The 13,730-nt window shown below is 60.3% G+C and carries 19 protein-coding genes and 1 tRNA gene; 8 read left to right on the top strand and 12 right to left on the bottom strand.

Features of this window, described 5'->3' with window-relative positions; all coding sequences use genetic code 11:
* Positions 1-14 precede the first annotated feature (14 nt).
* Both GKIL_RS02595 and GKIL_RS02590 read right to left on the bottom strand, forming a co-directional pair.
* Positions 15-1,316: an IS701 family transposase gene (locus tag GKIL_RS02595; protein ID WP_041244267.1), complete on the bottom strand. Its 1,302-nt coding sequence runs from the start codon at positions 1,314-1,316 to the stop codon at positions 15-17.
* 63 nt (positions 1,317-1,379) lie between these two features.
* On the bottom strand, positions 1,380-2,108 hold the full coding sequence (locus GKIL_RS02590; RefSeq protein WP_041243670.1) for a ferredoxin--NADP reductase: 729 nt from the start codon (positions 2,106-2,108) through the stop codon (positions 1,380-1,382).
* A 74-nt stretch (positions 2,109-2,182) separates the two neighbouring features.
* Here GKIL_RS02590 and GKIL_RS02585 point away from each other — a divergent pair.
* Positions 2,183-2,255, top strand: a tRNA-Ala gene (locus tag GKIL_RS02585).
* A gap of 21 nt (positions 2,256-2,276) precedes the next feature.
* On the opposite strand, the gene GKIL_RS02580 is transcribed toward GKIL_RS02585, so the two are convergent.
* From GKIL_RS02580 to GKIL_RS02550, 7 genes are all read right to left on the bottom strand, one after another.
* Positions 2,277-3,263 carry a glycosyltransferase family 9 protein gene (locus GKIL_RS02580; RefSeq protein ID WP_023171816.1) on the bottom strand — a complete coding sequence of 329 codons (987 nt, stop codon included), beginning with the start codon at positions 3,261-3,263 and terminating at the stop codon, positions 2,277-2,279.
* Positions 3,264-3,305: 42 nt separating this feature from the next.
* Positions 3,306-3,554, bottom strand: coding sequence for a 2TM domain-containing protein (locus GKIL_RS02575; RefSeq protein WP_023171815.1), 249 nt, complete (start codon positions 3,552-3,554; stop codon positions 3,306-3,308).
* Positions 3,555-3,560: 6 nt separating this feature from the next.
* Positions 3,561-4,511, bottom strand: coding sequence for a DnaJ C-terminal domain-containing protein (locus tag GKIL_RS02570; RefSeq protein WP_023171814.1), 951 nt, complete (start codon positions 4,509-4,511; stop codon positions 3,561-3,563).
* A 31-nt stretch (positions 4,512-4,542) separates the two neighbouring features.
* Positions 4,543-4,725, bottom strand: a complete 183-nt coding sequence (locus GKIL_RS02565) for a DUF2256 domain-containing protein (protein WP_023171813.1) — start codon at positions 4,723-4,725, stop codon at positions 4,543-4,545.
* Positions 4,718-5,896, bottom strand: coding sequence for a pyridoxal phosphate-dependent aminotransferase (locus GKIL_RS02560; RefSeq protein WP_023171812.1), 1,179 nt, complete (start codon positions 5,894-5,896; stop codon positions 4,718-4,720). Before GKIL_RS02560 ends, GKIL_RS02565 begins: the two co-directional genes overlap by 8 nt.
* A gap of 32 nt (positions 5,897-5,928) precedes the next feature.
* The gene (locus GKIL_RS02555) at positions 5,929-6,126 is read right to left on the bottom strand and encodes a DUF4327 family protein (protein ID WP_187293872.1); all 198 of its coding nucleotides are present in this window, start codon (positions 6,124-6,126) and stop codon (positions 5,929-5,931) included.
* A gap of 735 nt (positions 6,127-6,861) precedes the next feature.
* Positions 6,862-7,194, bottom strand: coding sequence for a hypothetical protein (locus tag GKIL_RS02550; RefSeq protein ID WP_023171809.1), 333 nt, complete (start codon positions 7,192-7,194; stop codon positions 6,862-6,864).
* A gap of 101 nt (positions 7,195-7,295) precedes the next feature.
* On the opposite strand from GKIL_RS02550, the gene gcvT reads away from it, so the two are divergent.
* From gcvT to GKIL_RS02535, 3 genes are read left to right on the top strand one after another with little or no spacing between them, the layout of a single operon-like run.
* Complete coding sequence (gene gcvT / locus GKIL_RS02545) at positions 7,296-8,375, top strand: glycine cleavage system aminomethyltransferase GcvT (RefSeq protein ID WP_023171807.1); 1,080 nt, start codon at positions 7,296-7,298, stop codon at positions 8,373-8,375.
* Between the two features lie 37 nt (positions 8,376-8,412).
* Positions 8,413-8,799, top strand: coding sequence for a glycine cleavage system protein GcvH (gene gcvH, locus GKIL_RS02540; protein WP_023171805.1), 387 nt, complete (start codon positions 8,413-8,415; stop codon positions 8,797-8,799).
* 16 nt (positions 8,800-8,815) lie between these two features.
* A complete protein-coding gene (locus tag GKIL_RS02535; RefSeq protein WP_023171804.1) occupies positions 8,816-9,181 on the top strand; it encodes a DUF2511 domain-containing protein in 366 nt (121 codons plus the stop codon).
* A gap of 3 nt (positions 9,182-9,184) precedes the next feature.
* On the opposite strand, the gene GKIL_RS02530 is transcribed toward GKIL_RS02535, so the two are convergent.
* Complete coding sequence (locus GKIL_RS02530) at positions 9,185-9,472, bottom strand: hypothetical protein (protein WP_023171802.1); 288 nt, start codon at positions 9,470-9,472, stop codon at positions 9,185-9,187.
* A 230-nt stretch (positions 9,473-9,702) separates the two neighbouring features.
* On the opposite strand from GKIL_RS02530, the gene GKIL_RS02525 reads away from it, so the two are divergent.
* The 3 genes from GKIL_RS02525 to GKIL_RS02515 all read left to right on the top strand — a co-directional run bounded on the left by GKIL_RS02525 (position 9,703) and on the right by GKIL_RS02515 (position 11,364).
* Positions 9,703-10,131, top strand: a complete 429-nt coding sequence (locus GKIL_RS02525) for a GtrA family protein (protein ID WP_023171801.1) — start codon at positions 9,703-9,705, stop codon at positions 10,129-10,131.
* Between the two features lie 64 nt (positions 10,132-10,195).
* Positions 10,196-10,870: a RibD family protein gene (locus tag GKIL_RS02520; RefSeq protein ID WP_023171800.1), complete on the top strand. Its 675-nt coding sequence runs from the start codon at positions 10,196-10,198 to the stop codon at positions 10,868-10,870.
* Positions 10,861-11,364, top strand: a complete 504-nt coding sequence (locus GKIL_RS02515) for a M48 metallopeptidase family protein (protein WP_023171799.1) — start codon at positions 10,861-10,863, stop codon at positions 11,362-11,364. Before GKIL_RS02520 ends, GKIL_RS02515 begins: the two co-directional genes overlap by 10 nt.
* Here GKIL_RS02515 and GKIL_RS02510 read toward each other — a convergent pair.
* Positions 11,358-12,440, bottom strand: coding sequence for a TIGR03118 family protein (locus GKIL_RS02510; protein ID WP_023171798.1), 1,083 nt, complete (start codon positions 12,438-12,440; stop codon positions 11,358-11,360). The two genes, GKIL_RS02515 and GKIL_RS02510, sit on opposite strands and share 7 nt — an antisense overlap.
* 105 nt (positions 12,441-12,545) lie before the next feature.
* Positions 12,546-12,881: a hypothetical protein gene (locus GKIL_RS02505; RefSeq protein ID WP_023171797.1), complete on the bottom strand. Its 336-nt coding sequence runs from the start codon at positions 12,879-12,881 to the stop codon at positions 12,546-12,548.
* A gap of 260 nt (positions 12,882-13,141) precedes the next feature.
* Here GKIL_RS02505 and GKIL_RS02500 point away from each other — a divergent pair, with 260 nt between their 5' ends.
* Positions 13,142-13,726, top strand: coding sequence for a tetratricopeptide repeat protein (locus tag GKIL_RS02500; protein WP_023171796.1), 585 nt, complete (start codon positions 13,142-13,144; stop codon positions 13,724-13,726).
* Positions 13,727-13,730: the final 4 nt, after the last annotated feature.

The following is a 13,730-nucleotide window of genomic DNA, read 5'->3' as shown; positions in this document are numbered from 1 at the left end:
TTAACCCTAATCTGTCAAAGTCGGAGGAAGACTGCAAAACCATTGACTTTGTCTATTAGATTCTGGAGTACTTTTCCAAGGTCATTCAACTGGGTCACCTCTAGCCACGGCAATAATAAACTCAAGCAAACGAATGGCTGAATCATCAGTCGCATGTTGTTCAAAATCGCCTTCCATCCTTGTTTTTCATCCCACCACTTATGGGTGGTGTACATTGCAGGATAACGCTGACTCTCGCTTGCTTTGTCAGGAACCTCTTCCTCTGATTCTTCTCCCATCGTCGTTGTTTGCATACTCACCATTAAGTAGGCACTGCACACCATCTCCCACCACTTCTCGATGCCTCGGTAAGCTGTCAACTTGTAGTCCGTCCAGCCTAGTTCCGCTTTCACCTGACGAAAACCGTACTCGACCCAGGTTCTATCTCCAAACAAATTGCCTACCGTCTTTTCAATTTTTCCAGGCAGATTGGTCATGATATACCAGGTACTTTCCTCGGGCTGTTTCTCGATATCCGTCGTGATCTCGTAGTATCGCGTTGCCTTGCGTTTGCCAAAAATAATCTCGCGGATGTAGCGTGTTTCTGTCTTGCCATTACTGAATTGACGCTCGAAGCTTTTCCAGCGATTGCGACGAACAACCCAACCCTTGAGCATCCACACCCCGTGATTGGAGCGGATAGCAACGACATAGTGCAGTCGGTGTTTCCACAAAGTGTTGATAAAATCGCTACTTTCTCCATAGTGGCTGTCCGCTACTACCAGACCAATATTGAACCCCTGCTCACATAACTCATCAATCAAATCAGCAGCGATTTTGGGTTTACTCTTGTGCTGTTCGTTTTTAGCAAGACGGCACTCGGGTTTGAAAACCCTGAATAGCAATGGAAAGGTGATATTCCCCAGCAAACCGAAGGCATGAACGGAAACAATGCCGTTATCTATTTTGCCGACATTGCCGATGTATTGTCGGGAGACATAGTCGGTCTTCTTTCCCTTTTTCTTGTCGCCAGTTTCGTCAATGCAAACGGTGATAGAGCGTCCGTTCAGTGCTTGCTTGGTCAGTGCAATTCGTTGTTCTCTAAAGCATTCAACCGACCAGGGAGAGTGGACCAAAAAGTGATGAAAAGCCTGAGCGTCTGCGCCCACTGCTCTGGCTATCGCGGGCAGAGTTTTGCGTTTGACCTCGGAAACTAACCCGAGTTGCAAGCTTTTGAAGCATTCAAAAGTTCGGACGTCTGCAAACAGGTGTTGGTAAGTGGAACAGTATTGATCTACGAAAGGGACAGTGCTATTAGGTTTCCTTGGAGTGGTCATGACCGCAAATCCCTCCAGCAAGAGGCTTGCAGCGATCATTGTACCCAGTTTGACAGATCAGGGTTAATACGAACAGAAGCGCTCAGTGCGCAGGTGAGCAGGCTCAAAGCCATGCTGCAGCAGGGCGTGCTTGATAGTATCGACGCGATCTTCGACGGCACAGATATCGACCTGCAGCGCACGGGGCTGCCTGATAAAGGCGGCGACGGCCTCTTCGACACTGCCGGGCTCGAATTCTTCGCCTTCGCCGGAGCGCACCGTCGGGATGTAGCGAAATTTGAGGTTGTGGGCGGCCAGATCTTTCCAGAGAGCGTGGTAGGCAATCTCGCTCGGGTCCGCCCCGCCGTAGAAGAGCCAGACGTTGGGTGGGTTGTCCTGGGCAAACAGCCACTCGATGTGAGATTTAATTGGGGCGATACCGGAGCCTTCGGCAACATACACCACGTCGCGCTCGGGCACCGCTTCGAGGGTCATCATCCCGTAGGGTCCGCGCAGATCGACCCAGTCGCCGGGCTTGAGGCGGCACATATAATCGGAGGCCCAGCCGACGCGGGAGATACACAGTTCGACTTCAGGGGCAATAAGCGGCGTGGAGGCGATCGAGTAGATCTTGGTGAAGGTGCGGCCCTCGCGCTCGAAGCGCGGCCAGATCGCCTGACCCGGTAAGAAGCGAAAGGGGATGGAGCCACCGCTGCTCTCTTCGTCGATGCCCAGGTGCAGCGACCAGATCGTCGGAGTCATCTGCACCACACAGAGCACCTGGGCGCGGTAGTCGTCAGGTTGGATGTTCATGGCTGGTGGGGAAACGGAACGGGCGGGCCGTTGACGATCGTTTTGCGTCTGTGCGATCATGAGTAACGCACCTCGGGGCTATAGCTCAGCTGGTAGAGCGCCGCAATGGCATTGCGGAGGTCAGCGGTTCGAGCCCGCTTAGCTCCATTGTCCGATCATCTGCTGCCTTCAGCCAATCGCCGATTTGGCGAGCAGCTTGCCGGCGGCGGCGACGACGGCATCGACACCGATGCGCTCGACGCTGTTGCGCTCGGGCGAGACGACGGCGACAAAGCGCGGATCCTCCGGCAGGAGTCGCGACGGCAGGGTGGGGCCAAACAGGGCAACCAGCGGTGTGCCGGTGGCGACCGCCAGGTGCATCGGCGCTGAATCGACGCACAACAAGAGCCGCGAACGGGCGATGAGGCCGGTGAGCTTGCCCACGTCGGGCGGGGCAACAAAGCGCACGCGCTCGTCGAGTTCGTTTTTAAGGGTGCCCACCAGTTCGGCGTCATCTGGCCCCTGGACCACCAGCAGGGGCAGGTCGCTGTCGCGGGCGAGCAGTTTCTGGACGACCTGGACCCACTGGGCGGCGGGGTAGAGCTTGCGGATGCCTTTTTGCTCGGCGAGCTTGCTTGCCCCCGGATGCAGCAGCAGCGGCCTGCGTCCGGCCAGGGTGGCGAGGGTCTGCTCGGCCCAGCGGCTGTCTTCGGGCTTGACTGTGGCCACCGGCAGGCTGAAGGGGCGAGTGATCCCCAGGCCGCTCAACAGGTCGTAGTACATGCGGGCTGCGTACTGTTCGCGCTTGAGGATCACCGACTGGGTTAAAAAGCGTTCGGTGAGCCAGGCGCTATAACCGACGCGCTTCGGGATGCCGGTCATCCACAAAAGAATGGCGACCAGGCTGGTGCTGCCCACCGACAGCACGATGTCGTACTGCCGGTCGCGGATGATCCCGATTAGATTCATCCAGTCCGCCAGACTCGGTTCGGCCTTGAAATCAAACAGCAGCACTTCATCGACGCTCGGGCAGACCTGATAGGCACCCTGGGAGCGCGGTTCGACGATCACCTCAAGGCGCGACTGGGGGTAGTTTTCGCGCAGACCCTGGAGGGTCGGGAAAAATAGCACCTGATCTCCGATGCCCCCCGGATTTAAGGCAAGAATGCGGGCCATGACTTGCAGTCACTCTGAATCACCAAGGTCATTCTAAGCGCGTTATTGCCCGAGCTTGCTGTATCGGGCAAAGCCGAGGACGTAGAGGCCGTGGGCGATCAAGATAAAAAGCCAGGCAAGCAACAGCCACGAGCGCCAGGGCCAGTCCGCCTGCAGGAGGCGGGCAAAAAAGGCAATGCCAGAATTGACAGCGGCAAACAGGCCGACGTGGACGGCGAAGTTGATCTTGTCTCTGAGCGAGCGGTACTCAGGCGATTGCGGATCCGGCGGTGAGGAGAGTCTGGGAGGCATGGGCGCTTACAGGTTCTCGAAGCGGTCCCTGGGGCGGAACGATTCGCTGGTGAGGAGTTTCTCGTACAGTTCGCGCTCCTGAGGGCCAGGATTGGTGGGCACCTCGACGCGGAGCTTGACCAGCTGATCGCCCCGGCCCCCGCCCCGGCGGGGCAGGCCCCGGCCCCCCAGCCGCAGGGTGCGCCCGGTGGAACTACCGGCGGGAATCGTGAGGCGGACCCGCCCTTCGAGGGTCTTCACTTCGACTTTGGTGCCGAGCACAGCCTCCGCCGGGGTGAGCGGCAGCTCAAGGAGCACATCGTCGCCGTCGATCGTAAAAGGCGGCTGGGCCTTGAGCTTGACCACCAGCAACAGATCCGAGCGGTTGCCGCCCTCGCCTGCCACCCGCACCTTGGTGCCTTCGTGGACACCGGCGGGAATATTGACCTCGACGACCCGCCCGGCGGGGGTGCGCACGCGCTTTTTGACGCCTGTGAGCGCTTCGTCGATAGCAAGCTCGATGCTCATCTCGACGTCTTCGCTTTTGGCTGTCGTGCGCTGCTCCGTGCGGACAGTGGTGCGCGGCCCACCGCGCTCGCCGCCGCTGCTGGCTCCGCCGCGCAGGTTGCCCATCAGCGAATCGATAAATTCGTCGAAGCTGCCAAAGCGGCTGAAATCGAAGTCGAAGCCCTCGAAGCCGCCACTACCCGCTGGTCCCCGGTTGCCGCTGGGCGGCGCGCCTGGCCGTCCTCCCTGCTGCCAGTAGCGGCCAAACTGGTCGTAGCGGCTGCGCTTGTTGGGATCGGAGAGGACTTCGTAGGCTTCTGAGATCGTCTTGAATTTTTCTTCGGCCTGTTTGTCGCCGGGGTTGAGATCGGGGTGGTGCTTGCGGGCCAGCTGGCGGTACGCCTGTTTGATCTGCTTTTCGTCAGCAGATCGCGGTACTCCTAAAATTTCGTAGTAGTCCCGATATTCCATGGCAGATCGTCATTCTGGCGGATCATTTCCATCATAGGCTGCGGCTGTCAGGCTCAGGGTTGTCCGTCCTGGCGGTGCGATGGCGACGACAGCGCTCGGAGCAGTACTTCACCTCATCCCAGCAGTCCGCCCAGCGCCGCCGCCACTCGAAGGGCCGGCCACAGACAGCACAGATCTTGCTGGGCAGGTTGGCTTTGGTGTAGCGCTTAGCCACGGGCGAGCTTCTCCAGGCGTTCAGCAGCCAGCTCCAGGGTGCGATCACTTTTGGCAAAGCAAAAGCGCAGGTTTTGATTGACTGCGCCCGGCGGCAAAAAGCAATCGCCCGGCACCGCCGCGATGAGCGCCCGCTCGGCCAAAAGGCGCGCCGCCGCGCGGCTGTCCTTGCCTCCCAGTACCGCCGCGTCCGTCCAGACATAGTAAGCCCCCGCCGGCATCACCGGCGCAAAGCCTGCCCGTTCGAGGGCGGGTACCAGCAGGTCGCGCTTGGCCTGGTAGAGGCGGCGCAGGTCGCTGTAGTAGTCATCCCCGGCGGCCAGGGCAGCCACCGCCGCGTACTGCAAGGGCGCGGGCGCGCAGATGGTCAAAAAGTCGTGCAGCCGCCGCATGGCATCGGTGATGGGCTCGGAGGCGATCACGTAGCCCAGCCGCCAGCCGGTGACACAAAAGGTCTTCGAGAGGCCATTGACTGTCACCGTGCGCTCAGCCATCCCCGGCAGGGTGGCGAGGGGCAGGTGCTCAGCCCCGTCGTAGAGGATGGATTCATAAATTTCGTCGGTGATCGCGTAGAGGTCGTGGCGGCAACAAAAGCGCGCAATCACTTCCAACTCGCCCCGCGACCAGACCTTGCCCGTGGGATTGGCAGGATTGTTGACGATCACGGCCCGCAACCGGTGGGCAGCCGCAAAGCTTGCCTCCAGCATCGCCTCGCTCAGTTGCCAGTCGGGAGCAGCGAGCGGCAGATAGTGGGGCACCGCCTCCACCGTCGCCAGGTTGGGACGGTAATTTTCGTAGAACGGGGCAAAGACGAGCACCTCGTCGAGCGGATCGAGCAGCGCCATCAAAGCCAGGTTGATCCCCTCGGTCGCTCCACAGCAGACCGTCACCTCGCTATCGGGATCGACCCGCCAGCTATGATCGCGGGCGCACCTGGCGGCAATCGCCTCGCGCAGAGAAGCGAGGCCCCACGGGTCGCAGTACTGGTTGTGATCGGCGGCGATCGCCCGCTGAGCCGCCTCCTTGAGAAAGGGCGGCGCGGCAAAATCCGGCAGACCCTGGGCGAGGTTGAGCGCTCCCAATTCAGCGCAGACGCGCGAGGCGTCGCGGATGAGCGAGGGAACAACGGCTTTGGCTCGACCCGACAGGCGCGGTTTGACAGGTGAAATCACGAAAAATTTGAACGAAACGGCCTGTCAAGATTTTAGTCGTTCGGCCACTCCTCGCGGCCCAACAACTCACCCAGCCGGTCGTGCAGGCGAATATCGAGTAGCTCGAGCTGCTCGACCAGCGAGCACCATTCCTCCGGCGCATAAAACTTGCTCAACACCGCGACAGGCTGCGAGCGCAACACGTTGCCGCTCTCAAGCCGGTAGCGCACCTCGCGGCGAAGGGAATCCATCGAAAAACGAACAGCCTGCACCATAATTTTATCTGCCCTGGGCAGCCGAGTAAAATCGCTTGAATGCTGTATTGGATTATACATTCTCTCGCCCAAAAAGCACACAGTCAGATCTAGTCGCGGACCTTCTTTTTGATTTTTGTAGATCTAACCTGCCGCTGCATTTCAGTCAAAGCCACTCTTTCGACGTACTTTAAGCCATCTTTTTTTAAGCAGAATTCTCTCGGAGTGGGGCTCTCACCGCTCCGCCAGAAAGATAGCCGATAATTGTCGGTATTGCTACCCGCTCTTGTCCGGCTGCTGGCCGACCTATACCCAGGTATAGGTCCGAAGGTGCCATTGACACAGCAGACAACGGGGGCAACTGGCATCAGGCAGCTCAAAGTGGAGAGGCTGGCTTGAAACTGCACGAATCGGCCCATGGATTCTCCTGTTAACCAGATAGTTTGTGGGGGGTTTTTTTGAAGCATTCAGCCCGGTCCGCCTCGATCTTCAGCGCCTCCTGACAATTGGGCGAACCCTGACGGTTACTAGACTTGAGGCTAGTTTAGCGCTGCAAAGCAGAGGCAAGAATTTATAGATTAAAATTTGTTGAAAGGGTTTCTTGTTTCAGCAAGACGTGCTAATTTTAGAAGTAACGAAGGTGTTGCTTCAGGGCCAGTTCTCTCAACCCCCTACACTGGCCCCTTTTTATTGCCTATTTTTGGCAGCGACAATCTTCGAGAGCGGACGGTCTCAGCGCCGAAAGCGCTCTGGGGGCACTGTTAATACTTTTGATATAAATTGCAGCCAGATCGCGGTGGCGACGGCGCTGCCCACCAGCAGGGCAAACGGGTAGGTGAGGGTACCCGGCACGCTGAAGATGAGGGGCAGACTGCCGACGGCGACGACGGCAGCGATGAGTAGAGCGATGTAGGGAATCAGCAGAGTCTGGGGGCGGCGCTCGCCCACGGGCAGGCGGAGCAGGGCCAGGAGCGTGCGCCTGAGGGCAAAACCGCAGGTGAGCACCGCCAGGGATGCCGCCAGGATCAAAAATAAAGGACCGGGGTCAAAATCGATCGGATTCATCGCACTGCCGGCGGACCAGAAGCCAGTGTACCAGCAGGGGCTCTGTCGGCTGGAAGCTCGAGCGTACTACCATGCAGATCGGTTCCTAGTGGATCGCCTCGATGAGCAGCCTGAAGCGCACTCCTTTATACGACCTGCAGCGCCAGTCGGGAGCGCGGATGGTCGCTTTTGCCGGTTGGGAGATGCCGGTGCAGTACAGCGGCCTGAGCCATGAGCACCGCACCGTGCGCAGTGCGGTGGGCCTTTTTGATATCTCCCACATGGGCAAGTACTGGCTTAGAGGGCCGGGGCTGCTCGCTGGACTGGAGCGGCTGGTGCCCTCTCGCCTGGGCAAACTGCAGGCGGGGCAGGCGCAGTACACGCTACTGCTGAACCCCCAGGCAGGCATCCTCGACGATGTGATCTTCTATTGCCAGGGATTGGACCGCTGGGCCTTGATCGTCAACGGTGCGACCAACGAAAAAGACGGTGCCTGGCTGCGCGCCCACCTGCCGGGCATTGCCTTCGAGGATCGGACGCTGAGCCACACGCTGCTGGCGCTGCAGGGACCAGCGGCAGCGGCCACCCTCCAACCGCTCACCGACCTGGATCTTGCCGGGCTGGGTCGCTTTGGGCACGCCGAGGTGCAGCTGGCGGGGCAGCCTGCCTTCGTCGCCCGAACCGGCTATACCGGCGAGGACGGTTTTGAGATTTTGACGAGCGCCGACGACGGCCAGGCGCTCTGGCAGCGGTTGCTGGATCTGGGGGTGCTGCCCTGCGGGCTCGGAGCGCGCGACACGCTGCGGCTTGAGGCGGCGATGCACCTCTACGGCCAGGACATGGACGAAGCGACCACGCCCCTCGAGGCATCGCTAGGCTGGGTAATCGACTGGGAGAAACCCGACTTTCTGGGCCGGGACGTACTGCTCGATCAAAAAGAAAATGGAACCCTCCGGCGGCTGGTCGGCTTTGAGGTACAGGGCCGGGAGATTGCCCGCCCCGGTTACGGGGTCTTTGCCGGTGGTGTGCGCGTCGGACAGGTGACAAGCGGTACCCTCTCGCCTACCCTCGAACAGCCCATCGGCCTCGCCTACGTGCCGCCGGAGCTGGCAAAGGTGGGTACGGAACTGCACATTGCCGTCCGCGATAAACAAGTAGCCGCCCGCGTCGTCAAACGTCCTTTCTACCGTCGGGCACTGTAAGATCCGGTAGTGCGCATATTAAAGAGGCAGCGAAAACATGGCCCTGGAATACCCCGATGAATTGAGATATCTCGATTCCCACGAGTACCTGCGCGTCGAGGGCGACACGGTCGTGGTCGGTGTAACCGCCTACGCGGTCGATCAACTCGGCGACATCGTCTACGTGGCGCTTCCCGAGGAGGGAGACCGTATTGGCCGTGGAGACAGTCTCGGCTCAATCGAATCGGTCAAGGCCGTCGAGGAGTTGTACGCCCCAGTTTCAGGCACCGTGCTCTCGGTGAACACGGTGGCGATCGAAGATCCGGCGCTCATCGGCAGCGATCCCTACGGCGACGGCTGGCTGGTCAAGATTCGCCTTTCTGATAGCGATGAGCTGAACGAGACGCTGAGCGCCGAGGAATACCGCGAGCGCATCGAAGGCTGAGTGCGGGCAGAACACGATGATGCGGACATGGATAAACTCTCTGGTTTTGCTCTCAGTCGTCGGCGCTACTGTCGTCGGCTGTTCCTCCGGACCCAAGATCGAAGGGCGGGTGGTCAAGCAGGAAGCGAGAAAAGTAGATTTTGGGGCAAGCTGGCCGTTTACGGTCGATAAGGGCGACCTTGCCTGCATCAACGGCAGCCAGCTCGTCTTTATTGCCAGGGGCCGGGCCTACGCCCTCAACGAAGCAGCGGCCAGAAAATTTGACCCGATCGACTCCATCCAGGCTGATGACCCCGACCTGGAGCGGGCCAAACAGGGCATCAAGATGCCGCTCGATGCCTTTATCGACAAGGGGCGGCAGCTCTGCTCCCAGAGCTACTGAGGCTCACTGGCGTCCTGGGTTGGTCTGCGGACTTCTATTGGCCAGGCGCGCAGCGTTCTCGCGCGGCAGCCAGCGCCCGGCGGTCGTGTAGCGAAATTCGGAGAGAATCAGATCGTTGCAGTAGGCTGCGGACACCTGTCTGGTGCAATCGCGGTAGATCCGATTGATCTGGGTATTGGAGAGAGAACTGGCCTCCTGCGCCTCGGCAGGCAGTTCGTAGTCGGTGGCCCAGGCTGCCTGGCAGGTAAGAGTAAAGATCGTAGCGCTCAGAGCAATGGCGATAGTTTTCATGGCACTTTCTCGAAAACGTCCGGTCTTGCATCCTGCACACCTATATCCAGTACAAAGCCTTTCATTCGGTCTGTCATTGCACCACAGGCATAGGCAGGTAGTCATAAAATCTACACCTGTCCGCTACATCTAGTCTGAAACTGTTCTGTCAGATTCTAGATTGGGCCGCCCTCTTCCCCTGCGGGCGGCGGATCCGCGAAGATGCTTGTGTCGGGTGAAGTCGAGACAGAATGGGTACCCAGTCCGGACCTGCCCTGGGCCAGCCGGTGCGCTACGCGCTGGTGGGACTGTTCAACACTGCCCTGGACTGGGCACTTTATGGCCTGGGCGTGGCCTGGCTGCCGGGACTGCCCGACTACCAGATCAAGGGGGCGAGTTTTCTTGCCGGAGTGCTCAGCAGCTTTTGCCTCAACGCCCTCTGGACCTTTCAAAAGCAATACCAGCAGGTGGGCAAAAGCAGGCGGTCGCGGCTACTGGTGATTGCCCGCTTCTTTGCGGTTTCGCTGGTGTGCCTGGCTCTTAACACGGCGACGTTTGCCCTGGTCTTTCAAGGCTTGGGCTGGGGACGCCCGGCAGCACTCGCGATCGCAACCGGGGCGACCTTCGTCTGTGGCTTCTGGCTCAACCGCGCCTGGACCTTCGGCTCCATAGACGGGTGATGGCCGCAGGAGGTGAGCACTGCAGGGGAGCAGTGCTACAGTAAGGACGCCTTAGCAGCGTGTCATGACTATCTCGACGACGAGTGTGCTCGGCATGAGCGCCGATGGCAAAATTGCCCCAGCCAACCCCAAAGCGGCCAGGCGACCAGATCCCGTCGATCATGCCCACCTCGAAGTGCAGACGGCCCAGGCCGATTTGATCTTGATCGGGGCAGGCACGATCCGCGCCGAGGGCAGTACCTATACGATCGGCAATCCGGAACTGCTTGCCGCCCGCCAGGTGCGCGGCCAGCCGCCCCAGCCGATTACCTGCGTGGTGAGCGCTTCCCTCGATCTACCGGTGGAGCTGCCGTTTTTTGGGCAGCCGGTCGAGCGCTGGATCTTCTCGACCGCAAAAGCGATCGCAGCGAACCGTCAGCCGGAACTGGCCGAGCGGGCCCGCCTGATCGCGGTGGGCGAGAGCGACCTCGACTGGGACCGCGCCTACACGGTGCTGGCGGAGGCGGGGATCAAACGGGTGGCAGCTCTCGGGGGCGGCGGCCTGATTGCGGCGCTCCTCGCCGCCGGTCGCATCGACGATCTGTGGCTCACGGTCTGGCCTGTGATCTTTGGCGGCAAGGAGGCGACCACCCCCGTCGAGGGCAAAGGCTTCGAGCCGCTATCAGCCCCCAATCTCGAACTGGTCGAACTGCACCAGCGCGGCAGCGAACTTTTTTTGCACTACCGGATATGCAAGTAAAAATTATCCGCAGCCCCCGGCGCTCCCGCAGCGTCAGCGCCCGCGTAGAAGGGGACACCTTCGTCGTGCGCGCTCCCGCTTTGATCGCCGAAGCGGAGTTGCAGGCGATCGTCGAGCGCCTCAAGGAGCGCTGGCTCCAGCGCCGCCGCCGCGACGACCTCGACGACGAGGCGCTGGAGCGGCGGGCCAGGCAACTGAACCGCCAGTACTTTGCCGGGCAGTTGCGCTGGCAGTCGATTCGCTGGGTGAGCAACCAGGCGGGGCGGTGGGGCAGCTGCACCCCGACTGAGGGCACGATCCGCCTCTCCTGCCGCCTGGCTGCCCTACCGACTTTTGTGCGCGACTACGTGCTGATGCACGAGCTGGCCCACCTGCTCGAAGCGAACCACAGCCCGCGCTTCTGGGCTCTGGTCAACCGCTTTGAAAAAAGCGAGCGCGCCCGTGGTTACCTGATGGCCCTCGGTCTAGAAGCGATCGAGGCCGATCCTCAGTAGCCGCCGCAGGAACTGCTGCTGCTGGCAATCGAGCCAAACAGGCCGTTTTGCTCGTCGTTGGGTCCGGCGGCAAAAAAGAGCGTGTTCGTCGGCCCCGCCGCGCCGCCGTTGCCAAAGATGATTCCCCACAGGCCGTCGATCGTCACCCGATGCCGGGGCTGGTCGAATAGCTGGCCAAGAAACTTGCCGGTAGTTGGATTGAAGCCGCTGATGTGGCCGTTGCCGAAGTTGCCGACCAGCAGGGCGTTGCTGAATTTGCCAAAATTCGCCGGGGCGATCGCCAGCCCCCAGGGGGCGTTGAGCACACCCTTGGAGGCGACGCGGCGCAGCAGGACGCCGTTGGTGTCGTAGGCATCGACGTAGCCCAGACCCCGGCCTTTGACCTCATCTCCGGTCGCCGGGTCTATCTTCGCGTAGGCGACGTAGAGCGTTCCGCCCAGATTCAGGATGTTGAAGGGCGAAAATCCGGCGGGCAGATTCGGATCGCTGAACGTACCGCTCAGGTTGGCGGTCGCAAAGTTCTTGTCGAAGACATCGATGACACCTTTGGCGAAGTTGGCGGCAAAAAGATAGTTGCCCGAACTGTTGCTGCCGATGGTGACGCCCGTGTAGGCGGCACCGTTCGCCGCATCGACGACGTTGACAGCCACCGTACCCGTATTCCAGGCGGCGATCGTGCCGTTGGTGGTGGCAAACAGGAAGATGGCCGGAGCCCCTCCCACCTGAAAATCGGTGGTGGCGTTGAAGACCTGGCCAGTCGGTTCGGAGAGGGTTCCAGCCGGGCTGCCGGCGGGGGGCGGGATCGTCACAATCAGGCTCTGCTTGACGCCGTTGCCGTCGTAGAGGGTGCTCTTGCCCGTTCCGGCATCGGAGACCCAAAAAGGACTGCTGGAACTGGCAGAGATGCCCCAGGCGTTGACCAGATCCGGATCCTGGAACTTGGCTACCCCCGGCTGGTCGGAGACGAGGTTGCTCGGGCAGTAAAAGCTGCCGCTTCCCGCCCAGGCGGCGGGCACGCTCAAAGAAGCGAGCGACAGGACACAGCCTGCCGCCAGGCAGATTGTCGATTTTTTCATGGCTGTTTTTCCGCGTGCAGGGGCCAATCGACCCCCTGTGTCTTAACGCTACCGGGGCAATACCGGCCCGTCAGTCCAGAAAAGTCAGCCAGAAAGTCAGCAATTTTACGGGTAGGGCCGTCCGTAGCCGCCGCCAAAACCAGCCCCCTGGCGCTCGGCCCGCCTGAGGCGCAGCCGCTCGATGAGCCGGGCGCGCTGCTCGGGGGTAAGGTTGGCCAGCCTCTGGCGCAGGGCGTCGCGCTCAGCAGGTGAAATATTGCCTGCGCCTCCTGTGCCGTAACCGTAATTGTTGCTGTAGCCGTAACCGTAGCTGTTGGGGTTGGCGTAGCCGTAGCTATTCGGATAACCGTAGCCGGGCTGGTTGTAGCCGTAACTCTGTGCCCAGGCGGCGGCAGGCAGCAGGATAGAGGCAGTAATCAAGAGTGCTGGCAGTTTGCGCATGTTCGGTTGACCTGCTCGATGCGGACAGTGGTAATCATTTTGACCGCCTGGACGCGCCGGAGGTTCGATATCGTCGGGGGGCGGGAGGGGTCAGACTCTCAAGACGCGGTTGAGGACCGCTCCAGAAGAGTAAACAATTCACCCAGCCAAAGCGCAGTTGCTCTGCTCCCTATCAACAGTTCTTAAAGAAAAGCTGCGCTGTAGTCCCCCGTTAAACTTCGCCGTTAGTCTGGAAGAACAGGTTTTCTCGGAGTTTCGCCATGTTGGATATCAAGGGCTGGCTGAGGATAGGCGAGTCCAAGTTCAAACAGGGCGATTTTCAAGGGGCGATTGACGCTTACGACCAGGCGCTGTTGCTCAACTCGTGCTCGGCGACGGCGCACTTCCACCGGGGCAATGCTTTTTTGCGGCTCAACAAAAATCAGATGGCTCTGGCGGCTTATAACCGGGCCATTCAACTCAACAGCGACTTTGCCGCCGCTTACTTCAATCGCGCCGGGGCGCGTGGTCGAATGGGCAGCATTCAGGGCGCACTCGAGGACTACACGGCGGTGGTGCGTCTATGTCCGGGCGATGCCTGCGCCGTCTACAAGCAGGGCAATACCTACTATCGCCTTGGTCTGCACAGTCTGGCTCTGGCAAGTTATGACGAGGCATTGCGTATCGAGCCTACCTACGCAGAGGTGATCGCCAATCGGGGCATCGTCCGCCATCGGCTGGCCGATCTAGCCGGAGCGGCGGATGATTTTTCGAGCGCAGCGCAGCTGTTCTACGACAAGGGCGAAGTGGCCCGGCATCTGCAGATGAAGAACAAACTCGCCAAGGTTCAACAGCTGTCGGGCTAAAGCC

Origin of the sequence: Gloeobacter kilaueensis JS1 (assembly GCF_000484535.1) — a bacterium.
GTDB lineage: Bacteria > Cyanobacteriota > Cyanobacteriia > Gloeobacterales > Gloeobacteraceae > Gloeobacter > Gloeobacter kilaueensis.
This window is presented reverse-complemented; position numbering and strand designations above follow the sequence as displayed.